The 22,280-nt window shown below is 69.7% G+C and carries 21 protein-coding genes and 5 pseudogenes; 19 read left to right on the top strand and 7 right to left on the bottom strand.

Annotated elements, in window-relative coordinates:
* Positions 1–3: 3 nt before the first annotated feature.
* The 4 genes and pseudogenes from AC5P09_RS30790 to AC5P09_RS30775 all read right to left on the bottom strand — a co-directional run.
* Positions 4–831, bottom strand: coding sequence for an SAM-dependent methyltransferase (locus AC5P09_RS30790; RefSeq protein WP_493877014.1), 828 nt, complete (start codon positions 829–831; stop codon positions 4–6).
* A 72-nt stretch (positions 832–903) separates the two neighbouring features.
* Complete coding sequence (locus tag AC5P09_RS30785) at positions 904–1,509, bottom strand: hypothetical protein (protein ID WP_493877013.1); 606 nt, start codon at positions 1,507–1,509, stop codon at positions 904–906.
* 134 nt (positions 1,510–1,643) lie between these two features.
* The gene (locus tag AC5P09_RS30780) at positions 1,644–3,101 is read right to left on the bottom strand and encodes a hypothetical protein (RefSeq protein ID WP_493877012.1); all 1,458 of its coding nucleotides are present in this window, start codon (positions 3,099–3,101) and stop codon (positions 1,644–1,646) included.
* Positions 3,098–3,649: pseudogene (locus AC5P09_RS30775) on the bottom strand (hypothetical protein); the annotation flags it as partial. The pseudogene AC5P09_RS30775 and the gene AC5P09_RS30780, both read right to left, overlap by 4 nt.
* Here AC5P09_RS30775 and AC5P09_RS30770 point away from each other — a divergent pair.
* The 3 genes and pseudogenes from AC5P09_RS30770 to AC5P09_RS30760 all read left to right on the top strand — a co-directional run.
* Positions 3,622–3,924 (top strand): annotated as a pseudogene (locus tag AC5P09_RS30770) (pilus assembly protein); the annotation flags it as partial. The pseudogenes AC5P09_RS30775 and AC5P09_RS30770 sit on opposite strands and share 28 nt — an antisense overlap.
* Complete coding sequence (locus AC5P09_RS30765) at positions 3,924–4,376, top strand: TadE/TadG family type IV pilus assembly protein (RefSeq protein WP_493877011.1); 453 nt, start codon at positions 3,924–3,926, stop codon at positions 4,374–4,376. The pseudogene AC5P09_RS30770 and the gene AC5P09_RS30765, both read left to right, overlap by 1 nt.
* Positions 4,376–7,858 carry a LysM peptidoglycan-binding domain-containing protein gene (locus tag AC5P09_RS30760; protein ID WP_493877010.1) on the top strand — a complete coding sequence of 1,161 codons (3,483 nt, stop codon included), beginning with the start codon at positions 4,376–4,378 and terminating at the stop codon, positions 7,856–7,858. Before AC5P09_RS30765 ends, AC5P09_RS30760 begins: the two co-directional genes overlap by 1 nt.
* A 47-nt stretch (positions 7,859–7,905) precedes the next feature.
* On the opposite strand, the pseudogene AC5P09_RS30755 reads toward AC5P09_RS30760, so the two are convergent.
* Positions 7,906–8,406, bottom strand: a pseudogene (locus AC5P09_RS30755) (ISAzo13 family transposase); the annotation flags it as partial.
* Positions 8,407–8,429: 23 nt separating this feature from the next.
* On the opposite strand from AC5P09_RS30755, the gene AC5P09_RS30750 reads away from it, so the two are divergent.
* Positions 8,430–8,639 (top strand): hypothetical protein, encoded by a 210-nt coding sequence (locus AC5P09_RS30750; RefSeq protein ID WP_493877009.1) that lies wholly within the window; start codon positions 8,430–8,432, stop codon positions 8,637–8,639.
* 374 nt (positions 8,640–9,013) lie between these two features.
* Here the strand turns inward: AC5P09_RS30750 and AC5P09_RS30745 are convergent, their stop codons facing one another.
* Complete coding sequence (locus AC5P09_RS30745; protein ID WP_493877008.1) at positions 9,014–9,541, bottom strand: GNAT family N-acetyltransferase; 528 nt, start codon at positions 9,539–9,541, stop codon at positions 9,014–9,016.
* Positions 9,538–10,791, bottom strand: a complete 1,254-nt coding sequence (locus AC5P09_RS30740) for an NsdA family TPR-like regulatory protein (protein ID WP_493877007.1) — start codon at positions 10,789–10,791, stop codon at positions 9,538–9,540. Before AC5P09_RS30740 ends, AC5P09_RS30745 begins: the two co-directional genes overlap by 4 nt.
* Before the next feature lie 239 nt (positions 10,792–11,030).
* On the opposite strand from AC5P09_RS30740, the gene AC5P09_RS30735 reads away from it, so the two are divergent.
* The 15 genes and pseudogenes from AC5P09_RS30735 to AC5P09_RS30665 form a co-directional block, all read left to right on the top strand.
* Positions 11,031–11,516, top strand: coding sequence for an ATP-binding protein (locus AC5P09_RS30735; protein WP_493877068.1), 486 nt, complete (start codon positions 11,031–11,033; stop codon positions 11,514–11,516).
* A gap of 128 nt (positions 11,517–11,644) precedes the next feature.
* Positions 11,645–12,115 (top strand): DUF6415 family natural product biosynthesis protein, encoded by a 471-nt coding sequence (locus AC5P09_RS30730; RefSeq protein WP_493877006.1) that lies wholly within the window; start codon positions 11,645–11,647, stop codon positions 12,113–12,115.
* Entirely contained in the window at positions 12,103–12,540 is a 438-nt protein-coding gene (locus AC5P09_RS30725; protein ID WP_493877005.1) for a DUF6302 family protein, read from the top strand. Before AC5P09_RS30730 ends, AC5P09_RS30725 begins: the two co-directional genes overlap by 13 nt.
* Positions 12,541–12,594: 54 nt before the next feature.
* Positions 12,595–12,791: pseudogene (locus AC5P09_RS30720) on the top strand (DUF5999 family protein).
* Complete coding sequence (locus AC5P09_RS30715; protein WP_493877004.1) at positions 12,788–13,453, top strand: hypothetical protein; 666 nt, start codon at positions 12,788–12,790, stop codon at positions 13,451–13,453. The pseudogene AC5P09_RS30720 and the gene AC5P09_RS30715 overlap by 4 nt, the downstream one beginning before the upstream one ends.
* Before the next feature lie 138 nt (positions 13,454–13,591).
* On the top strand, positions 13,592–14,062 hold the full coding sequence (locus AC5P09_RS30710; RefSeq protein ID WP_493877003.1) for a DUF6082 family protein: 471 nt from the start codon (positions 13,592–13,594) through the stop codon (positions 14,060–14,062).
* 121 nt (positions 14,063–14,183) lie between these two features.
* Positions 14,184–15,206 carry a thymidylate synthase gene (locus AC5P09_RS30705; protein WP_493877002.1) on the top strand — a complete coding sequence of 341 codons (1,023 nt, stop codon included), beginning with the start codon at positions 14,184–14,186 and terminating at the stop codon, positions 15,204–15,206.
* A complete protein-coding gene (locus tag AC5P09_RS30700; RefSeq protein WP_493877001.1) occupies positions 15,203–16,252 on the top strand; it encodes a nucleoside-diphosphate kinase in 1,050 nt (349 codons plus the stop codon). Before AC5P09_RS30705 ends, AC5P09_RS30700 begins: the two co-directional genes overlap by 4 nt.
* Before the next feature lie 26 nt (positions 16,253–16,278).
* Positions 16,279–17,472, top strand: a complete 1,194-nt coding sequence (locus tag AC5P09_RS30695; protein WP_493877000.1) for a radical SAM protein — start codon at positions 16,279–16,281, stop codon at positions 17,470–17,472.
* The gene (locus tag AC5P09_RS30690) at positions 17,469–18,071 is read left to right on the top strand and encodes a 3'-5' exonuclease (protein WP_493876999.1); all 603 of its coding nucleotides are present in this window, start codon (positions 17,469–17,471) and stop codon (positions 18,069–18,071) included. Before AC5P09_RS30695 ends, AC5P09_RS30690 begins: the two co-directional genes overlap by 4 nt.
* On the top strand, positions 18,068–18,664 hold the full coding sequence (locus AC5P09_RS30685; protein ID WP_493876998.1) for an AAA family ATPase: 597 nt from the start codon (positions 18,068–18,070) through the stop codon (positions 18,662–18,664). The genes AC5P09_RS30690 and AC5P09_RS30685 overlap by 4 nt, the downstream gene beginning before the upstream one ends.
* Positions 18,661–19,440 carry an aldo/keto reductase gene (locus AC5P09_RS30680; protein ID WP_493876997.1) on the top strand — a complete coding sequence of 260 codons (780 nt, stop codon included), beginning with the start codon at positions 18,661–18,663 and terminating at the stop codon, positions 19,438–19,440. Before AC5P09_RS30685 ends, AC5P09_RS30680 begins: the two co-directional genes overlap by 4 nt.
* Positions 19,440–19,949, top strand: coding sequence for a hypothetical protein (locus AC5P09_RS30675; protein WP_493876996.1), 510 nt, complete (start codon positions 19,440–19,442; stop codon positions 19,947–19,949). The genes AC5P09_RS30680 and AC5P09_RS30675 overlap by 1 nt, the downstream gene beginning before the upstream one ends.
* 296 nt (positions 19,950–20,245) lie before the next feature.
* On the top strand, positions 20,246–20,890 hold the full coding sequence (locus tag AC5P09_RS30670; protein WP_493876995.1) for a transposase: 645 nt from the start codon (positions 20,246–20,248) through the stop codon (positions 20,888–20,890).
* Position 20,891: 1 nt separating this feature from the next.
* A pseudogene (locus tag AC5P09_RS30665) lies at positions 20,892–22,237 on the top strand (AfsR/SARP family transcriptional regulator); the annotation flags it as partial.
* Positions 22,238–22,280: the final 43 nt, after the last annotated feature.

Below are 22,280 nucleotides of genomic sequence, written 5' to 3'. Positions count from 1 at the left end.
CGTCTAGGCTTTCCGGGCCAGTCCGGCGGCGATGAGGTGTTCCCAGACCGTGAGCTCTCGTCTTTCGCCCCTGCCCCACGCGTTGTCGGTCTCGTCGGGACGCCACAGGGACGCGGGGACGATCCCGGGGTCGAGGATCTCCAGGCCGTCCAGCAGGGAGGCGATTTCCGCGTCGGTGCGCCACCGGCCGCGGCCGAACGTCTGCTGGAGGACCTTCTCGGCCTCCGCGGTCTCCGGGTTGTTGCCAGAGCGGAAGTGACTGATGAAGAAGTAGCTTCCGGAGGGGACATGGTCGCGCCAGTAGCGGACGATGCCGACCGGGTCCTCGTCATCGTTGACGTGGTGGAGGATGGCGCTGAGGATGACGGCGACGGGGCGAGCGAAGTCGATGATTTCGATGGTGTCGGGGTGAGTGCGGATGCCTTCGGGGTTGCGCACATCGACCGCGACGACGCGGGTCCGGTCGTTGTTCTCCAGCAGTGCGCGGCCGTGGACCAACACTTGGGGGTCGATGTCGACGTAGACGACCCGGGACTCGGGAGCGTGCCGTTGCGCGACCTGGTGGACATTGTCCGCGGTCGGCAGGCCACTGCCCAGGTCGATGAACTGCCGAATGCCGGTGGTCTTCGCGATCTCCCTGACCGCCCGCGTCAGGGCCGCGCGATTGGCGAAGGCGATGGCCACCGAACCGGGCAGGTCGCGCTTGAACACGTCGCCGATCTCACGGTCCACGGCGTAGTTGTCCTTGCCGCCGAGCAGGTAGTCGTAGACGCGGGCGATGCTGGGCTTGGCCGGGTCGATGGAGGAGCCCTCGTTCGTCATGGCTGCCATTCTTCACCGCAACGTCGCCTGCGCAGCCTCGTTTTGGAGTTCTCCAGCCGGTCCGGCTGTTGGGCCGATCCGCTACACCTTGAGTGGCGGGCCGCTGAACGGTCCCGCCGACTCGTCGATCTCGTTCACACGTTGGCGAAGGCTTTCGAGCGGGACGACGGTCGCGTGTACGCCTCGCCCCGCATCTTGGCGGGTAGCGTCCTCGGCACGGCGAATGGCGTGGTGCAGGTAGCGCACGGCCGTCCGACCACGTCCGGAGGCGAGGGCCTCCTGAGCCTCGTCGAGCCAGATCTGAGCGCTGTGCGCATCATCGGCCGTGGAATCGCCGAGCCAGATGCGCAGCGGTTGTGCGTCCTGCAGAAGTCCCTCGGCCACGGGCCGGAGCTTTGCCTCCGCGCGCGCAGCGCGGACCGATTCCACTGCCGTTGCGGTGATGAGGCGAGCCGCGATGGCGGCACAGATCCGCAAGTACCAGGGAGAGGCGTCGCTGCCCATACCCAGATCGGCCCGCGCCCTGCGGGACAGCTCGGGCAGCGTCAGAGCACCGAGCAGCAGGATCGGCCAGGCGATGGCGAGGCCGCGCAGGTGTCGGTCCCACACCTCTTGTTCGGGTCGCGTGCCGAAGCACCTCGGGATCAGCAGCTGCGAGGCGCTGAACACGGGCATGGCGACGACCACGACCGTGAAGGATGCCTCGGGTCCTGTGGTGGGGAATATGGTCAGCGTCTCCTTGTGAGGCTGGTGGCGCGGGCCGCCGTCGGCCAGCGTATGAGCCGGCTCTGACAACGGACCTCGCGGGCGCGGCCGTCGCCTCAGGCATGGCGGAAGAACGGGGACAGCAGGCCATCGCCAGGCCAGAGATCCTGTTCGGCTACGAGGCAGGCGAGGAACCTGTCGACCTCGGCCAGGACGGCGGCACGCTCCTTCGGCCCGTAGGCGATGAACTCGTCAGCTGCGGCGTCGAAGGCGCGCACGTGGCTGTGCGGGCCGGTGCAGACGAGGGCGCGCGCGATCTCGGGGAGGCCAAGGCTGAGGGCGTCGCACTCCCTCGCGTGGACGAGCTGCACGAGGTCGGTGGTGACCTTCTCCCAGTCGCCGACCTTCGGCCAGTCGGCGCCGCCGCCCAGTTCGTGGGTGAGGGTGGAGAGCGGAATGATCTCGCCTGGCTCGCGTCCCTGGGTGAGGCGGTCGTGAATCCGGGCTCCGTCGGGCTGTTGTACCTGGGGGTGGAGCAAGGAGGCGGCGGCGACCACTGTGGTGTTGATCTCCTGTGCGCCATCGCCGGGGTAGTACGGCTCGTGCGCGAAGAGCAGGTACACGTCCGTGGTGCGGACTGCGTCGTCAGGCTGGGTCTGAGCCATGGGTCGGAATCCCTTCAGCGGTGAAGTGTCGGTTGTGGGCGAAGGTGTTGGCCGTGCCGCTGGTTCGAAGCCAGGCGGGAGCGGGCCCAACGGGCCTTCGCCACCGCGGGGCTGGTTCGCCTCACCGGAAGCCGACTCGGTGCGGGTGCGCTCCACGGTCTGGGCGACTTGGTCGGCGAGCTGGACCATCAGCCGTTCCCGGTCAATGAGGCGAGTCGAGGCCGAGCGGGTGTCCTGGTTCTGAAGCAGGTCGGCAGCGTCCCACAGCAGGTTCTGGCCGATCTCGGCCGAGCGGCGCAGTTCGTAGCGGTCGCTGCCGGCTGCGGCCTGGACGATGTAGGTGTGCAGGGCGGCGAGTCGCTGGAGGTACTGGCAGGCGGCGTCTCCTTCGACGCTGCGGACGTGTTCGCGGGCCCGGTCGTCGAGCCGGTCGGGCAGGTGCTCGGTGAGCAGCGGGGCGAGCAGCATCGCCGGCAGCACAAGGTCGGTTGGGATGCCGTGGCTGAGGGCGGACAGGGCTGCGAAGAGGCTGATGACGCCCACGAGAACCGCAGAGAACCGCAGGGATGCGGGGCTCGTGGCGGTCAGGGCGATGCGGTGAGCGGGGCGCCGGGTCAGCCAGCGCACGGCGAGCCGTTGTGTCAGCGTCGCGCCCGGGGCGAGCACCCCGATCTGCCGAGGGAGGTCGGGCAGGGTGCCGTCACCGGGCACGGTCCAGGTCAGCCAGCCCCACCCGGTGCGCTCGTACACGAGCGCGGGCTCGCTCGTGCCAGTGCACGTGGTGTCGCCGCAGACGTGGCCGGCCAGCAGCGCGCGGGATCGTTCTTCCTCCCACCGTCGCGGATCGCAGGCGAAGGGACGGAGAGGCTGCTGGGGTGCCGTCCGGGGTGTGTTGAGCGTGTCCGTCATGAAGTGCTCCCTTCCAGAAGTTCGGTCATGGCGGTCAGGGCGGAGGTGCAGGTGGCGCAGCGGCCGTCGCCGTCGGGGTGAGCGCGACGGGGAGTCGGACCTGGGCAGGTGCGGCACAGCGGCCAGTCGAGGCAGGCCGGGCAGAGGTCTTCACCGGGGGCGGTGCCGGGCCTGCCGCAGCCCGCGCATTCGACGAGCGCCCGGTAGGTGAGCGCCTGGTCGACCGTGCGGGCGGCGGCGGACGACGTCGTGGAGGGCTGCGTCGTCCACGAGACCTCGCCCGGGTCGACGTCGTCGAAGCTGGCAACGGGAGGCGGATAGAGCTGCGCGGAGCGCAGTCGGGCAGCGACAATCGCGCCGACAGACGTTCGGATCTGGCTCGGCAGCGGGCGGCTGGTGATGACGTGGCGCAGCTGCTCGGAGCTCCAGCCTGCGTCCAGCATCGCGGTCATGACCCGGCCCTGGTCGTACAAGGCCTTCTCCTGCAAAAGCAGTTCGGGATGGGCCGACCCGATCGACAGCAGCAGCCGAGGACGCGGCCCGGGAGGCCTCCAACCACCGCACAGCGGCGACCGCTCAGGGCGCCGCACAGGTGGCGGCCGCTGAGTCCCTCAACGACCAGGGCATCAAGTGCGCCTCCACCAGCGTCAGCGTCAACACGGGCGGTCTTAGCGTGCCGGTGGGGCAGGTAGGAACGGTCACCGCGACGGTGACCTGCACGGTCATTCTCGCCGACCTGTTGCTTCCGGGGGTGCCAGGAGCGAAGACGCTCACGTCGACCGCCACCTCGGTAGTGGACCAGTACAGGCAGCGGAGTGACTGATGATCTTCCGTCGGATAGGCCGGTGCCGAAGGCGGCTGGACGACCGGGGAGGCATCAGCGTCTTCGTCGCCATGTGCGTCATCGCGCTGATCGGGATCATCGGTGTCGCCGTCGACGGCGGCAGCAAGATGCGTGCCACGGAACGCGCCGACTACGTCGCCGGCGAAGCGGCCCGCGCGGGCGGACAGGCCATCGACCCCGCCGAGGCCATCAGCGGCAACGCGATCGTCGTCAATCCGCAGGACGCGCAGGCCGCCGCCCAGGCCTACCTGCGCTCCGCGGGTGCCACCGGCACGGTCAGCGTGTCCGGCGACGGCACAACCCTCAACGTGACCGTCACCGGCTCCTACGACACGAAGTTTCTGTCGGCGGTCGGGATCGGCTCGTTGTCGGTGACCGGCCACGGCAAGGCCACCCTCCTGCACGGCGTCACTGCTCCTGAAGGAAACTGATGCGCACCACCCACTCCCCCGCCGCGTCGGCCGGCCGCACCCTGGCCCGTGTCCTCAAGGCCGTGCTGAGTTTGATCGTCCTGGCCGCCGCGGTCGCCGGGCTGCCGCTGCTGCTGGCCTGGGCCACCCCGGCCATCTGGGCTTCCACCCACGACGACCTCATGCACTTGCTGGACCGGCAGGACACCGGGGCAGTGTTCCTGCTGCTACTCGTCGCGGTGGGCTGGCTCGGGTGGGCGCAGTTCGCGTTCTGCGCCGTCCGTGAGCTGATCGCACAGCTGCGGGGCCGGACCTGGCGCGCCCCGCGCGGTCTGGGCTCCTCACAGCGGGCCGCCGCGCTTCTGGTGGGCAGCATCTTGGTCCTGCTGCCTACGAGTTCGGCTCTGGCCTCCGACGCGCAGGCCGCGCCGGCCGCCACCGCGGCTCCCATCCCCGGCCAGGCGACGCGGGCCCCGCAAGCCACCGAAGCCGATCAGGCTCGGTCGTCCGCCGCGAGTACGCCGGCGTCCCGCACGTACACGGTCCGCAATATGCGGCCCGCGGAAAGCCTGTGGGGCATCGCCGAACGGGAGTTGGGGGACGGCGAGCTGTGGCGGGAGATCGCCGCGCTCAACGAGGGCCGAACCATGGCCGACGGACAGGTGTTCCGTGCGAACAGCTTTCTGCAACCCGGCTGGCAGCTACAGATGCCCGATACGGTCGATCCCGTGGGAGGCGTCCGTACCCAGCTGGGTGACAGCGCCCCGGCTGCCGACGAGAAGAGCGAGCACGTCGTCACGGTCCACTCCGGCGACTACCTGTCGAAGATCGCGGCAGAGGAACTCGGCGACGGCGACAAATGGCCTCAGCTGTTCGAGGCCACCGAGGGAAAACCGCAGCCGGACGGCCTGCCCGCCATCACCGACCCGGAAGTCATCTACGCGGGGCAGCAGGTCACCGTGCCCGGCGCCCAGCCCGACCAGCCGTCCCAGGACCGCGACCAGGGTGATGAGTCGGGCAGCCAGGAGACCGCTCCCCCGGCCACCCAAAAGCCCGGCGGTGAGGAGAAGCCGGGCCAGGGTGCAGGGACTGAGGCGCCCGTACCCAGCCACACCGCAGCGCCTGCACCGCAGTCGTCGGCACCCAGCGCCCCGGCGAGTCGCCCTGCCGAGCAGCCCGGGCAGGATCAGGGCTCTCCTTCCGCATCGGCCTCCGCACAGCCCGAGCCGAGCGTCAGCGTCTCGCCGTCTGCCGCCTCGCCGTCGCCGTCGGCGTCGGCGTCGGCGTCGGCGTCGGCGTCGGCGTCGGCGTCGGCGTCGGCGTCGGGTGAATCGTCCGGCTCCGCTGCCTCCTCCCCCGACACCACGGCGTCCGAGTCACCGGGGACGGCTCCGGCCGGCAGCCCGCTGAACCTGCGCACTGTTCTCGGCGCCGGCGCGCTGCTGGCCGCCGCCGTCACCGGCGCCCTCGCCCTGCGCAGGACGCTGCAGCGCCGACGCCGCAAGCCCGGCGAGAAGATCGCCATCGGACCGGAGACGTCCACGGCAGAGGCACAGCTGGCAGCGGCCGCCGAGCCGGATGGGGCCGCCCGCTTGGACGTGGCGCTGCGGACCCTGGCCCACCGGGTGGCTCAGGCGGAGGCCGTCCTGCCGCCGCTGCGGGCCGCGCGGATCGGCGCCCGCACGATGGAGGTGTTGCCCGAGGATCTCTCCCAGGAGCCGCAGGCGCCCTTTGTGTCCGGGAAGCCCGGTTGGTGGGTCCTGCCCGCTGATGCCGTCCTCTTGGACGACGAAGCCGCCCGGGACGTGCCTGCGCCGTACCCGGCGCTGGTCACGATCGGCAGCACTGGGGCGGGCGACCTGCTGCTGCTCAACCTCGCGCAATTGCCCGCTGTACTGCTGGACGGCAACCCGGTCCACATCACCGAGGTGTGCACCGCACTCGCCCTGGAGTTCGGGATGAGCCCGTGGGCCAGCGAAGTCGAGGTCGTAACCGTGGAGTTCGGCGAGGACCTGCCGCAGCTGCTGCCCACCGCACGGATCGCCCACATGCGGCAGGCCGCACACGCGCTGCGTGACCTGAGTGAACGGCTGCTGGAAGCGCACCAGATGCCCGAGACCAGCCATCAGCCCTACCTGCTGCTGTGCGCGGCGGCCCTTGACGCGGACACCGCGCGGAAATTCGCCGACGTTATCGACAAGGCCGGAACGCTGCCCGTCACCTTGGTCGCACCGGCCAGCACGGCGGCCGCGCACTTCCCGGAGGCGGAGATCCTCAACGCCTCGGTCAAGGACCAGCAGTCTCTCGACGCAGCCGCCACCGACATCACCGTGCAGCGCCTGGAGCACGCTTCGTACCTTCAGATCACCACCGCGCTGCGGGTGTCCGCGCAGCCGGCACACCCGGCCGAGGGCCCGTGGCAGGACGTCCCCGACGAGCCCGACGTCTGGCAGGAGCCCGCGCCGCAGGAGTCCGCCGGGCCGCTCCCCGACACAGGCACGCCCCCTGAGTCGGCATCGGGCGCGGACGGCGAGGTCTTGCCGGCCTTGCTCGCCGCCACCACGGATCCGTCCGGACTACGTCTCCTGCCCGCCACCACGCCAACGCCTGAGGTTGCGGAGGAAGGCGAGCCGGGAACCGACGCCCCCGTGGCCCCGGCCGCCAAGGGTCCGGATGACCGTGACCATGCCGCCCAGCAGGCCGCCGAGGCGGCACCGATACCGGAGGCGGACGAGTGCGAGACACATAACCTGCACGCCCCGGAGATCCGAGTGCTGGGCCCGGTCGAGGTAGACCGCGTGGCCAGCACCGGCCACGGCCCGCGGATGGCGCAGCTCGCCGCATTGTTGTTCTTCCGGCCCGGACGGAGCGCGGATGTCCTGTGCTCCGACATGGATCCCGTCAGCCCCTGGTCGACGAGCACCCTCAACGCCCGGATCCAGGGCCTGCGCAGTTCCCTGGGCAGCGACGCGTCCGGCAACCTCTACGTCCCGCGCCGCAAGGCGGCCGAGGACCCGTACCGGCTCGCTGCCGGCGTGCGCTGCGACTGGACGCGTTTCCTGCAGCTCGTCGAGCGCGCGCTGCCGCTGGGCCCGGCCGGTCTGACCGATCTCGAGAAGGCGCTCACCCTCGTGCGGGGAAGGCCTCTCGGAGGCAAGCCGCTGCCCTGGGCCGAGCCCTACCAGCAGGAGATGGTCACGCGGATCATCGACGTGGCGCACACCGTGGCCACCTACCGCACGCCCACAGGCCCGAACCACGACCTCAGCAAGGCGCGCCAGGCCGTCGCGACCGCGCTCGACGTCGACGACACCGCAGAACTGCTCTACCGCGACTGGCTCCGGATCGAGAGCGCGGCTGGCAACCGGCAGGGGCTGCACACCGCCATCACCCGCGTCCAGCAGGTCAATCAGGCGCTGGACTGCTCCCTGGAGTTGGAGACTGAACACCTCATCAACGAGCTCCTCAACGGCCCAGGCTCGCCGGTGCGCAAAGCACTGTAGGGGTTGGCGCGCAGACCTGCGCGGTGCCCTCCACTGGCTGGGAGCAACGTCCCGGCCGCGAGATCGTAGACCCCGTAGGGGACGGCCTTGCCCAGTTGCGGGTCGGCGAAGTCGTGGACGTTCACCCGAACTGGATCGGCCGCGGGTCGCCACTGTCGTCCGCTGTTCTTGAACTCGCCGACGAGCTCCTTCTTCTCGGTGTCGACGCTGATCACGGGCTGGCCGGTGTCCCGGTGCACGCGGGCCTGCTCGTTGAGATTGCGGAATTGGGCATCGCGGTCCGGATGCTGGCTGTCCTCGATGGCCTTGGCGTTGGTCTGCAGACTGAAGCCCTCCTCACGCAGCAGGCCGGCGACGGTGTCGGCACGGACCCGGTGTCGGGCCCGGGTCAGCTCCCGCGCGAGCGTGCGGGTCGGCTTCACCGTCCACCGCAGCGGCGACATCAGATCACCCCGCACATCCGGCTCCACCAGCGCCAACAGCGCCGACAGGAGCCCCGGATCCAGATCCGCGACCCGCTTACGGCCTCCACCCGGACGCCGCACACGCTGCCTTCTGGCGGGCGGCCGTGATGTTGGAGGAATGCGTCGTACTCCGCCCGCTGCCCGCTCGCAACGAGCTGTACGGCTTCGGAGCGGCCGTCGCGTACCTGGGGATGCACGGGGAGCGCGTGAACACGAAGTTCGAGGCGTGGCGCGATCTGATCGCCGACATCACCGCTTTGCGACTTGGCTCGTTCACCATCGCCGAGCGGCTGCGCTCCTTGCGTATGCCTGATTGATCGCGCTGCGCTCACGCGGGCCTGCGAGACAGCTCAACGCGGCCGGCGGAAGACGGGCATGCTTCGCTTCCCTCGGCGCGGGCTCTGGACACGGCCGGATGTCACCTCCCACTCGTGGCGGGCGGGCGCGAACACCGATATGGCCGAGAAGGGCGTACCGCTCGCCGAACGCAACCGCGCCGGCCGGTGGGCTGACGGCTCCCATACAGCCGACACGGTCTACGACCGCCGCCACGGCGTCGGAACACGCGACCCACTCGACAGGGTTCCGCAGTACGACGGCCCCGCCCGAGTAGCAGTCGCGGAGGCCCGCCGCCGCGGTGTCGCCCGAGACGGCGTGACCGCCCCCGTCCCCGCGCTCCCCCGGGGGGCGGTCAGGGGTGCAGCCTCTTCACCATGACCGCGTACACAGGGGAGTCGGCGAACGGCTGCTGCTCGCCCACCCTCTCGTAGCCCCACGTCTCGTACAGCTCTTGCACCTTCGGGTGAGTCACGTCGACCAGAAGCACCGCGAGATCCTCGCTTCGCTCCTCCAGCAGGGCTTCGTGCAGCCGATTCGAGATGCCTTGCTTCCGCCACTTCGGGCGCACCATGACCTCGGAGACGGCGTAGGTCGCGGTGTAGCCGTTGTTCGGCTCGAAGTCGGTGGAGCGCCACCATTCGCGGCCCGGCTGAAGCGGGGCGCCGTACGCGAAGCCGGTGGGCTCATCCCCGTCGAAGGCGACGACGCAGGTGAAGCCGTCCATCCCTGACCAGTGATCGACGAACCAGGGGAACCGCTGGTTGAACTCGTCGTCCATCGCATCGGCGTAGGCATCGGCGTGCACCTCGATCAGCATCTGCTTGAAGCCCTCCGGGGGGCTCCCCTGTCGGTAATGCCGCAGGTCGCTCACCCTGGTCACGCTTGACTCCATTCATCTCGCATACGGTCTGCCCAGTCGCGGGCGTGCGTCGTAGACGGCGCCAGCCGTAACAGGTGTCGGTGGAAGTCTCCGATCAGGGTGCGCATGCGTCCAGGCAGTGGAGAGCCATCCATGATCGTGAAGACGGTGGCCGCGGTCGCCGTGGCCTGCTCTGGCTCTCCCTGACGGAGTTGCGCGAGCGCGAGCTGGCACGTGGCCAGTGCGCGGTTGCGTTGGAACTCTGCCGGGATCTTGGCCAGGGCATGATGCGCCATCGCCTCGGCTTCGGCAGACTCCCCGTTGCGGTTGAGGATGATCGCCGAGAGGTGGTGGAGCTCGGCCGGCCCGTAGAACGCGGTCCATCGGGGGCGGTCGTCGTCGGCGGCCTTCCCGAGGGCTTCCTGCGCCGCGCCCAGGGCTCTTTGGGCAGCCTGTGGGTCGCCCAGCGACGAGTGGGCCAGGGCGAGGCGGACGCGGCCCATGGAGCCGAAAAACGGGTCCTTGCGCGCGGCCGGGGACACGGTGGCCGCCTGCGCTGCTGCGAGCTGCTCCGGCCAGTTCTTCCGCTGGTAGGCGAGCATGGCCATGTTGATCCACACGCGCATTCCCGTGGGTGGGTCCTGGGAAAGGCCAGCGAACGTGGTCGCCTCGTGCAGGTAGGTCTGGGCCGTGTCCACGTCACGTAGGTCGATGTACGACCAGGCGGCGATGGTGGTGAACTCGGCCGCGAGCGCGTACAGGGCGCGGCGCACGCGCTCACTGGCGTTCCGCTGCTGGAGCTCCAGCACCTTGGCGCGAGCGTCAAGAGCGGCGGTCGCCAGGGACGTGTGCCCGCCCTGGCGGTCGTCGGCCTCCACGAGTTGGTTCATGCCCGCCGAGGCGCGGGCTACGTCCGTCATGCCCACTGACCGGCGCTGCTTGATGATCGGAGCAGCGGCGGCTGCCGTTCCGGTGGTGGAAACGATGAAGTCGCGACGCCGCACTGGGTCCTCCGGGGGGTGTTGCATGGAGCTGGGTGCGCTGAACCCTAAGTCCGCCACGGGGCAGCCGAACACCCGCTCAAGTGCAGCGCAAGTGCGGCCGATTGGGCGCCGACTTGACCCGTTGAGGAGGTTGCGGACCGTCCGAGAGGAAATCTCCCCGGGCCGCCCGGTGATCTCCTGTAGCGCAGTGTTGAGCTGAGTAGCCAACTCTTCCTGTGTAAGGCCGAGTTGATCCATCCGGCTCTGAAGGGCGAGGTTCGCTCCCATGTACCGAACGTAGTACCGCCGTCACTCTCTTGCCCAGAAGTTGGGTAATGCGAACGTAAAGTCTTCCGGTTGGTGGGCGTGCACGAGCCCGGAACTCTTCCTGTTGCCCTCCGCCTGTGGCTCGTTGACTGGCTAGCAGCCGCCGAGTCGCGATCGGCACGGCGGCATGGAGGAAAGCCTGGTTCTGCCTCCCCCGTCAGGGCCAGGCCCCCCACGCCGGAGGGAAAGACCTCGTGACCATGACCATCGCAAAACCGAATGCGATCGGCGCCCCCGGTTACACCGCGGAGGTGCCATGCGTCCCCGAGTCCGTGCGGCGTGCCCGCGCTCTCGTTTCCAGCGTGCTGGCCGTCTGGGGCATGGATGACGACGTGGCCGGCTGCGGAGTGGTCATCATTTCGGAGCTGCTGACGAACGCCGTCGACCACACCGAGACACCCCTGTCGAAGGTCACCATCGAGCGCCGGGGCGACAGCGCCGTTCGCATCGGAGTGTCCGACCGATCGCATGCCGCCCCACGCGTAAAGACGGCCACCGAGAACGCCGAGAGCGGCAGGGGCATACGCGCACGACCGCGGGTGGCTCGTCGTAGGCCGCTTAGTCGATGTCGCTGCGGATGCGCAGCCGTAGGCGCGGGAGGAGTGGCCGAAAGTCCTCCGCAAGCTGCGCGGCGGTTTCGTCCAAGGCGTGGTGACCGACGATCGGTCCGCGGTCTCGGACGCTGATGAGCCGTACGAACAGACCTTGCAGTGGCTCTCCGACCACTTCAGCTTCGTCGCACACGCCCGGCCACGCCCCACCGCACCGGCGGTAGCTCGATGACCTCCCCCCATCCCCCGAAGGAACTGATCCCATGCTGCCTACCGCGACCGCCGAAGAGCCCCTCGCGCTGCGTGAGCCTGGTCAGGACTGGCGTCGGCCGTCCTGGACGCACAGTCGCGGAGATCTGGAACGCATCGTCGAGTTGCTCCGCGCGGGCCTGCCCGTCGACGAGGCGTACGACGACGTCGCAACGGTCGTCGGAGACGGCTCCACCCCGACTGAGGAAGAGATCCCCACCCTCATCGACCGGTTCCGGGGCACCGCGGACTCCCCTGGCCACCTCATGGTCCTGATCGACGCCGTCGAGAGGCAGCAGTCCGGCGACGACCCGAACGAACGAGAACGGCTCATCTTCCGGGCGCGCACGGTCCGTGCGGAGACGGTGACGGGAGCAGACAGGGCTTCGCTCGGGCACCTGCGCCGCCTGGCCTCCGCCGCCGAGGACCTGCTGGAGCTCCTGTTGCCTGACGACGACGAGGAGGCAACCCCGTGGCCCTCCTGACACCGCTGGCAGAGCCGGACATCACCGTCATGCCGCCGGCCGAGGCCTACGACTTCGACTACTTCCAGGGCCGGGTCGCCGCAGAGCTGCTGTCGCACAGCATCGCTATCCGCCTGTTCCGCATGCCACTCCTCGCCGTGCCGGTGGGCCGGACCAGGCGCGGCGGCTGGTTCGGCGTTGACAACCTGGCCATCGCGCTGGCTGTTCGCGACGTCCTGGCGCCTCTTGGCGGGTTCCCCGGCCTGCGCATCACCTGGCAGAGCGAGCCGCGCGGTTCGTACGTCGTCGAGTGGGGCGAGCGCCCTCCGGCCACCTGGTCGAGCGAGAACGAACGCCTGACCTTCTACGGCCTTGTGCGATCCGGCCCTGGTCACCCCTGCACTCCCTCTTCGGCTTTTTCCAGTTGTTCCCCCACGGCTCCGTAGAACGCCGAAAGAGGGCCCCAACCGTCCTGCACGCCCGGAAGGAAGAAGACCTCCATGTGTCGGCACGAACCCCCTGCCCCGCCGGGGAGGCGGCCGATCGTGATGCAGCCGCCGTTGTCGCTCGCTGCGACGAACAGGGGTGGGTCCTTCTGTGCAACGGGGTCCTGCTCTTCGACGACACGGGCGAGCTGCTCCCCGACGGCCGAGTCTTCCCCCCGCTGCGCCTCGTTCCCGCGAGCGTGGCGTCATGAGCAATGACGGACCGCGCCAGTTCCGCTGGCGGGGTATGCGGGTGCCCTTCATCGCCCCTTGGGCCGGCGAGAAGCAGACGGACGTCCCGCTCGTGCGCCGCCCCAGCCTGCTCGGAGGCGGAATCGCCTACCAGGGTGAACACCCCCGGCTGGACCGGCGCAACGGCATCCTCTGGGTGCGAATGCCGGCAGTTCGCGGCGTCGGCTACCCGCGTCTCGCCAAGGTGCACGCGCTGCGGCAACGCCAGGCCATGGCTCACATGCTGTGCCAGGTCTGCGGTCGCTCCACGTTCGGCCGCAAGGACGGCACGCACCTGTTCCTCATGGCCGAACGGGGCGGAGTACCAATCGTCGAAGGCGAGACGACGGCCATGCCGCCCATCCACGAGCCCTGTGCCGCCGAATCGCTGCAGCACTGCCCGCATCTGCGCGATGGGGCCGTGGCCGCTTGGGTGAAGAACCCACTGCCCTGGGGAGTGGCCGGCATCGAGTACGACCTCCTCACGCTCGCTCCGATCCCTCCTGCCCGCAAGGGCCAAGAGCTGACCTTCGTGCCCTACGAATCCCCGCGACTGCCGTGGACCATCGCTGCGCGCGACGTCGTCTCCCTGCACGGCTGCACGCCCGTCGACGTCAACCACCTGATGGCCCTGGCCGTATAGACCCGTCCGGCGGTCCGGTGCCCCCTCCTCAACCTGGACCGTCGGACGCCTCACTCCGGTGTGGGGAACGGCGCTTCCTCCTCGGCCCCCCCCGCACCGGTCACCTCGCCTCACCCCCTTACACACCAGGAGAGTGCCTTGCCCACAGTCTCGAAGACCTCGAGCGCCGTTCTCGCCGCCGCGGCGGTCGGGATCGGGATCGGGATCGTGCGGATCATGCAGGCCGAGCGGTACCACCGGCGGAAGCTGGCACTGCACGCGGCGGAGATGCACCAGGCGTGGCTGTCCGACATCGCGTCGGACGAGACGCTGCGGGCGGCCTGGGCGCCCCCGGGCGAGAAACTGTCGACCAACGACTACGCGCTGCTGGTGCACTGCAACCGGCAGGTCTCCCTGCTGTCCGCCAAGTTCCGGGCGGGGCTGCTGGACCGTCACGCTCTGCGGGTTCAGGCCCAGTGGCTCATGGAACGGGAGATCGGCCGCACCTACTGGCGCGAGTTCGGCGGTTTCCGCGAGCAGGAAGCCCAGGACCGCGTGGACCGCCTCTTCAACCAGATCCTGGCCGACGAGTACGTCGCCTTCAGCGGCCCGGACACCGTCGCCGCGTGAGTCCCCGCGACGACCCTGCCCTCACCCCATGACCCGCCGGCGGCCCGGTGCTCTCGCGGCCCGGACCGTCGGCGCACCAACCCGACCCACCGCACCTCTGTCCCCCGATCAGGAGGGTGTCTTGCTCACAGCACAGACCTTCCGCAGCGTCGAAGGCGCCTACGTCGCCTTACTGCAGCTCGCCACGAAGGAACCCGAGCACCGGATCAACGCGCGCGGCAACGCCGCCCGCGAAGTCATCGGCGCCAGCTTCCGCCTGTCCGACCCCCGTCAGCGTCTGCCCTACCTGGCCGAACGCAAGGTCAACCCGGTGTTCCAGTTCGCCGAAGCGCTCTGGTACCTCGCCGGCCGCCGCGACTTGGAGATGATCGGCTACTACGCGCCGTCCATGCGTGCCAGCAGCGCGGACGGCACCCACCTCGGCGGATCTGCGTACGGCTACACCCTCTTCACCCCGAACGGCGGAGGCCAGTCGCCCTTCGACGGCGTCGTCGAGTTGCTGTTGACCGAGCCCGACAGCAAGCGCGGTTACCTGCCCGTGTTCTCGGCGGCCGAACTCGCCGACCGCTCCAACCCGGACGTTGCCTGCCTGGCCGGCCTGCACCTGATCCCGCGCGATGGCCACCTGCACATGGTGTGCAACATGCGGGCGAACGATCTCGACTGCGGCCTACTGTCCGACGTGTTCTCCTTCACGATGATTCAGGAGTACGCGGCCATCCAGCTCGGCCTGCAACTGGGCACCTACACGCACACGATCGGCTCGGCGCACGTCAACGACCACAACGCGGACCGGGTCCGTGGTGTGCTGGAGGAAGTCGCCAACGGCCCGGCGGTGAACTTCGCCTTCCCGTCCATGCCCGAGGACACCACCGCGGCAACCATCCAACGCCTCCTGGTCCACGAAGAGGGGCTGCGCACCAACCAGCTGCGCTACAACGCCCTGCACATCCAGAACCGCCTCGACCTGCATCCGTACTGGCAGCAGGTCGTGATGCTGTTCGAGCTGTACCGGCAGATCGAGCACGACCAGGTCGCGGCCGTCGACCCGGCGCTCCTGCACGCCCTGGACCCGGGCTTGCGCTGGCTGGTGGTCCGCAAATGGCCGGCCTGCGCCGCAGCGGTCGACGGAGGTGCGCAGTGAGCGCGGGCAAGCCGATGAGCGGCGCCGTGGTGGACGGGGTCGACTTCGACCGGTGGGCCGTCGTCCTGTGCAAGCCGGACGCCGTGGCGCGCGGCCTGAACTCGCGCATCCTGGAGATGATCTCGTCCGCGGGCTTCACCATCACCGACCGCATGGACGTCATCGCCCAGCCATGGCAGGCGCACGTCGCCTACCGCGACATGCTCGCCGACACCGGCCGGCGCGACATGCGAGACCTGCCCTCGTACATCGACGCCACCTACGCGGGGCAGCCCGTCACGCTGGCCCTGGCACACGGTGAGCCGGGCATCCACGCCCGGCTGCGGCAGCTCATCGGCCACACGGACCCGACCCGGGCTGTGGCCGGGACGATCCGCGGGGACCTGGGTGACGACAGTTTCGCCGTCGCTCGAGCGGAGAACCGCCTCGTGCGGAACCTGGTGCACACCTCCGACGACCGGGCCGGGGCCCGCCGCGAGTACGGCACGTGGTACGGACCGGGCCGCCACCTGCAGATCACCGACTTCGACCGCTGCTCGGTCGTGCTATGCAAGCCGGACGCCGTCTCGCGGGGCCTGGTCGACGCCGTACTGGACCGGATCGCCGCCGGCGTCACAATCGCCAACCGAATCGACGTCACCGTGCAGCCGTGGCAGGCCCACGTGCACTATTGGGACCTCCTGGTCGATGCCGACTGGTTCCCCGACCGGGACATCCCCGCCTGCCTGGACAACGCGTACGCGGGCAAGCAGGTCACCATCGCCCTCGCGTACGGCGAGCCGGGCATTCACGGCCGTCTGCGGCAGCTCATCGGGCACTTCGACCCCACCCGCGCGGCCGCCGGCACCATCCGCGGCGACCTCGGCAACGACAGCCTGCAGGCGGCGCTCGATCAGAAGCGCCTCGTGCACAACCTGGTGCACACCTCCGACGACCCGGACGCGGCCCGCCGCGACTTCGGCACCTGGTACGGCGCCCGCCGCCGCGTGCTGCTCACCTCCCCGTCGGCTGGCGTGCCCCTCCAGACCACGCGCACCCACCGCTGACCCGTCTTCCTGCCATGGAGGCCCCCGTGTCCGCTCCCGCCATGCCGCGTCGCCGCATGCTGCCCCTCCTGAGCGCTGAGCAGATAAGCACGCTCAACCCCGGTCTCGCCGACGTGATCGAGTACCGCAAATCGGGCTTGTCGCTGAACCACATCGTCGGTTGCCCGCTGGAGTGCGGCTACTGCGTGCGGCACCTGTTCGACAACTTCGAGATGAAGACGCCGCGGCGCCTGATGAGCGACGAAGACGCCGTCGCGCAACTCGTCGGCCACCCGTACTTCCGGCCGCACAGGACACCGATCCAGGTGTTCAACCGGGCCACCGACCCGATGCTGCCGGTGGTCAAGCCCCACACCTTCGCGGTGCTGAGGCTGCTCGACGAGCAGGGCCTGACCAACCACGTCCTTGTCATCACCCGGTGGCGAGTGAGCGCGGAGGACTGCGCCGTCCTCAACTCCTTCAAGAACCTGCGGCTGACCGTCCTGGTCACCCACTCCGGCATCGACCATCCGCAGATCGAGCCCGTCAACTCGACATACGCCGCCGACAGCCTTCGCATGCTGTACGAGCACGCCGAGAACTACCGGACCGTCCTGTACTGGCGGCCGATCGTGCCCGGTCTCAACGACTCCGACGAGCACATCGAGCGGGCCCGCGAGCTGTCCCTGCACGCACACGCCACGGTCTTCACGGGCCTGTTCTTCCGCGACGAGATCAAGGCCTACTTCGAGAGCCACGGCATGCCGATGCCGTACGACGACACGGCCCGGCGGAAGATCATGCCGGAGCAGGCGGAGCAGCGAATCCTGGATGCCTTCGACCTCCACAAGGCCGCCGGCGGTGCCCAGTGGGGAACGCTGTTCCGCAAGAGGAGCTGCGGCGTGGCGTACGCCTGGGGCGAGGCCGACTACAACGGCCACTACGGCGTCCGCGAGCTGTGCGACATCTGCCCGCCCGAACAGATCTCCCTGTGCAAGAAGGCATGGCGCAAGCCGGACTTGGACGACGTCGTCCGCGAGGCACGTGCGCTCGGCGCCGTCGGCGACATCGAGGTCAACGACCGTGCCATCGTCGTGGAGGGACTGGGCGAGCCGCCCCGCTACTACCTGCAGCACGGGTTCGGCTACCAGTGTCACGACCGGAGCAAGCCACACCACTACCGCCAGCACGGCCGGGCCCCCATCGGCTGGGAGGCGGGGGACGGACCCGAAACGCCATGAACTTCGCCACCTGGCCCGCGCTGCTCGTTGTCGACGTCGAAGGCAACGGCACCAACCCGCCCGACCTCGTCGAAGTCGCCGCGCTGCCCATCCGGGACGGGCGCCCCGACAAGAGCACCGCGGGCTGGTGGCTGACCCGTCCGAACCGCCCCGTCACCCCCTTCGCCACCCGGGTGCACGGTCTGACCAACGAGGCCCTGGTCGGGCAACCGGCTTGGGCCGAAGTCGCGGACCAGGTGAGCGCCTTCCTCGGCGACGCCTGGATCTGCGCGCACAACGCGCACACCGACTACCGCGTGCTCAGCGCGCACCTGCCCGGCTGGAAGCCCGCTGGCGTTTTGGACACGCTCCGGCTGGCCAAGGACGCCTTCCCTGACCTCGGCAAGTACAGCCTGGACAAGCTGATCGAGCACGTACAGCCCGACCTGCAGGAAGCGCCGGGCGCCCGGCACCGTGCAACTTTCGACGCCTTCGCCACGGCGCAGCTCCTCATCGCCATGGCCTCCCGCTACGACACCTGGGACCGGTTGGTCGTCGCGGCCGTGCCGCCCGGCCTGCCCGGCGCCCCCGAACCAGCAAAGGACCCAACACTGTGGTGACTTCCTCCCAGCCCCTGCAGATCGCCGTGCTCGGCACCCACTCGACGGGCAAGACGACGCTCCTGAAGCGCATAGAGATGGAGCTGCGCGGCCACGGCCTCACCGTGGCGCGCACCGGGCAGCTCGGCAAACGCGCTGCCGCGGCCGGCCTGCCGAAAATGCAGCACCACACCGCCCTGTCCACCGAGTGGATCATCGCCCAGGGCATCCTGGACGAGACCAACGCGGCCGCGCAGGGAGCTGAGGTCGTTCTCATCGACCGCGCCGCCCACGACGCCATCGCCTACTTCGAGGCCGCGGAGGCGTTCCGGTCCGAGACCCCGCCCCGGCTCGAACGCGAACGCCTGCTGACCCTCGCCTCCACGCAGCTCCCCAAGTACGACCCGCTGTTCGCGACCGTGCTCGACGAGAGCGTACCCGTCGACACCAGCCACGACTACGACGTCCACTTCCGGCGCCTCGTCGACGACCGCGTGCACCGTCTGCTGGCCAACGACGTCATCCCCCACCAGCGGGTGACCAGCGACGCCGACAGCCAGGCCCTCGCCGTTGACATCGCCGTCCAGCGCTGCCTGAAGGAGGCACTCGTATGATCCCCGCGCCGCCCACCGGCACCATCACCATCGCCGGGAAGACCGTCTCCCGACTCGGCTTCGGCACCATGCGCCTGACCGGCCCCGGCACGTGGGGCGACCCGGACGACCGCGACACCGCCCTCAGCGTGCTGCGCCAGGCCGTGCACACCCACGGCATCAGCCACATCGACACCGCCGACGCCTACGGCCCCCACACCGTCGAACACCTCATCTGCGAAGCGCTCTACCCCTACCCCGAGCACGTACTGATCGCCACGAAGGTGGGCATGGTCCGCCCCGCACCCGGCCAGTGGAAGCCGCTGGGCAACCCGTTCTACCTGCGGGCATGCGTCGAAGCGAGCCTGCGCCGCCTGAAGGTGGAGCGGCTGGAGCTGTGCTATCTGCACCGCATCGACCCGGAAGTCTCGCGGGACGACCAGATCGCCGTGCTGCACGCCCTCCAGGTCGAGGGGAAGATCGGGCACATCGGCCTGTCGAAGGTGACGACCGAGGACATCCGGTACGTGGTCAAGTACGTGCCCATCGCCGCGGTGCAGAACTTGCTCAACACCACCGACCGCGACGACCCCGCCGTGGAGATGTGCCGCGACCTCAATATCCCCTACGTGGCCTACCGATCGTTGGACGCCGGAGTGCTGGCCCACGCCCACGGGCCCGCCGCCCCGCTGAACTGGCTCCTCTCCCAGGGGCCGCACGTCGTCCCCATCCCGAGCACCAGCCAGCCCCAGCACCTCGACGACATCGTGGCCGCCGTGAAGGACGGTCCGGCCTGATGCCCACCGCAACGGCCACCGCAGCCGTGCAGCGCCGTCCCGCCTCATACGAGAACTGGCGGCCGCCGGTCATCGGCGTCTCACTGCTCGTCCCTGTCGGAACCGACTGCATCGCCGTCGCCGAACTCCGCAGCATGCTGATGCTGCCCGTGGGCGGCGTCTACGACGGGCAGACCCCGGAGGAAGCCGGCTACCAGGTCCTTACCGATCCCTCCGGCCGACTACGGCTCATGCGGCGCGTCGCCGTCGACTGGGTGCAGATGCGACGCAGGAAGGTGATCACCCACGTCATGGCCGCAGCGCCCATGACCGGCGAGGCGGTGACGGGACTGATATACCGGGACCCCCGGGCCACCGTGCGCGTCATACCCACCCTGCAGTTCCTTGACCAGTGGCCGACCGGGCGTGCGCGTCTCCTCGTCAGCCTGCAGGCCCTGGCGACCGGGGACACGGCCTGCATCGAGGACGGGGTCGTGCGCACCCAGGTGCCCTCGGATCTCGCCGCGTAGCGCTCCCGGGCGCGGCCGACCGTCAGCGACGGCGGCCGCGCCCGCGAGTTGATGGCGATTCTTGAAAACGGTTCTGACCGCAGTTCCGTGAATGCCCAGGTCAGGGGCGGCATGCAGGAACGTTCCTCTGCGGGACATCCTGCGTATCGGGGTCGAATCGCTCGCTGATGTTCTGTTCTCCGGTTTCGATGTGCGGTTGACGCGCGTCACCGAGGCCGCCGAGGGGCTGGTCGTCGAGGCGGTCGCGTGCAGGCCGCCCACCACGCTGTCCGGGGTGTAACTCGCGGGCATCGAGGGTGCATTCGTCGTACGAGCGGGGCGTGGCCGGGCTGCCGGTGAACGGGCGGAGCCTGACCCTGCGGTTACAGGTCCGGCGGTTCTTCTGCGACCGCGGTCGGTGTTCGCGGCGGACGTTTGTCGAGCAGGTCGCCCAGCTCAGCGAGCGGTACCGCCGCTCCAGCCTCGGGCTGAAGCAGTGGCAGCACGCGGTCACCGTCGAGCTCGGTGGTCGTCCCGGTCAACGTCTTTGCCGGCGGCTGCTGTTGAAGGCGGGCCGGACGCGGCTGCTGGGCCTGCTCACGGAGCCGGCCGTCCCCGAGCGGGCGCCGCTGGTGCTGGGCGTCGACGACTTCGCGTTCCGGAAGGGGAAGCGGTACGGCACGCTGCTGGTCGACGTCGAATCCGGCCGCGCTGTCGACGTCCTGCCCGACCGCGAGTGCGACACCTTTGCCGCCTGGCTCACCGCGCATCCCGGCGCCGAGGTCATTTGCAGGGTGCCACTGCTTGCAGCAAGGCCATCAAGGAAGCCGCGCCGGACGCCTTGGAGGTCGCAGATCGCTGGCACCTGCTGCAGAACCTCGGTGCGGCCGTGGAGAAGACCTGCCACCAACACCGCTCCTACCTGCGGAAACATGCCGAGGAGGAGACTGAGGTGTCGGTGAGGAAACCCAGCATCAGCCGTATTTGCTGCTGTGCGCGTCTTCTCTGGGCGCGGACACGGCCTGGCAGTTCGCCGATGTCATCGACAAGTCCGGCACCGTCCCCGTCACGTTGATCGCCCCGGCGAGTTCGGCGGCCGTGCATTTCCCCGAGGCGGAGATCCTCAACGCCTCACTCAGTGGGCCGCAGTACCTCGACTACGCCGGCATCGACGTCACGGTGCAGCGCCTGGAACACGCTGCCTATCTGCAGATCACCACCGCGTTGAAGGTGTCCGGGCAGCCGCCGCATGCGGCCGAGGGGCCTTGGCAGGAGGTTCCCAACGAGCCCGCCGGCATGGATGAGCCCGCCCAGCCCGCTCCGGAGGAAGCCAGCGCGCCCGCAGCCACCGCTGCCACGAGCCTCTCGCCGGCAGCGGCAGCGGGCGTGAGCGGCGAAGGCTTCCCGGCCCTGCTCGCCGCCACCACTGATCCGTTCGGACTTCGCCTCCTGCCCACCGCCACGACGTCGACTGAGTCCACCGGCGAGCCCGGCCCGGACACCGAAGCAGCGCCCCCGGCGCCCGCATAGACTCCGGCCGTTGAAGATGCCGAGGGGGCCAACGGCCACGAGGAGTCCGCCAAGGACAGCAAGGCGGCGGAGGCTGAGGAGGGCGAGGCGCATGACCTGCACGCGCCGGAGATCCGGGTCCTGGCCGGTCGAGGTGACCGGCGTGGACAGCACATGCCACGGCCCTCGGATGGCACAGCTCGCCGCCTTGCTTTTCTTCCGGCCCGGGCGGAGTGCGGACGTGCTGTGCTCCGACATGGATCCCGTCACCCCTTGGTCGTCGAGCACCCTCAACGCCCGGCTGCAGGGCCTGCGTCGCTCCCTGGGCAGCGATCCCGCCGGCGATCCCTACGTGCCGCGCCGCAGCTCGGGCGAGGACCCGTACCGGCTCTCCCCCGGTGTCCGCTGCGACTGGAGCCGCTTCCTGCAGCTCGTTGAACGGGCGCTGCCGCTGGGGCCGGCTGGCCTGACCGATCTGGAGCGGGCGCTCACTCTGGTGCGGGGCCGCCCGTTCGGGGGTAAGCCCCTGCCCTGGGCCGAGCCCTACCAGCAGGAAATGATCACGCGCATCATCGACGTCGCGCACACCGTGGCCACCTACCGCACCCCCGCAGCCCTCACCACGACCTCAGCGCGGCCCGTCAGGCAATCGCGACCGGCCTCGACGTTGACGATACGGCGGAGCTTTTGTATCGGGACTGGGTGAGGGTTGAGAGCGCGGCGGGAACCGTCAGGGACTGCACACCGTCGTCACCCGCGTCCAACTTGTCAAGCCCCGGGTTTCGTGGAGACTGAGTTAGCTGGCTTTCTGGAGTGACGTGGGGGGTTCGACCGCGAGGTAGT

This window comes from Streptomyces sp. a15 (genome assembly GCF_059026085.1).
The sequence above is the reverse complement of the archived record's forward strand: the minus strand, read 5'-3'. Positions and strand labels throughout refer to the sequence as shown.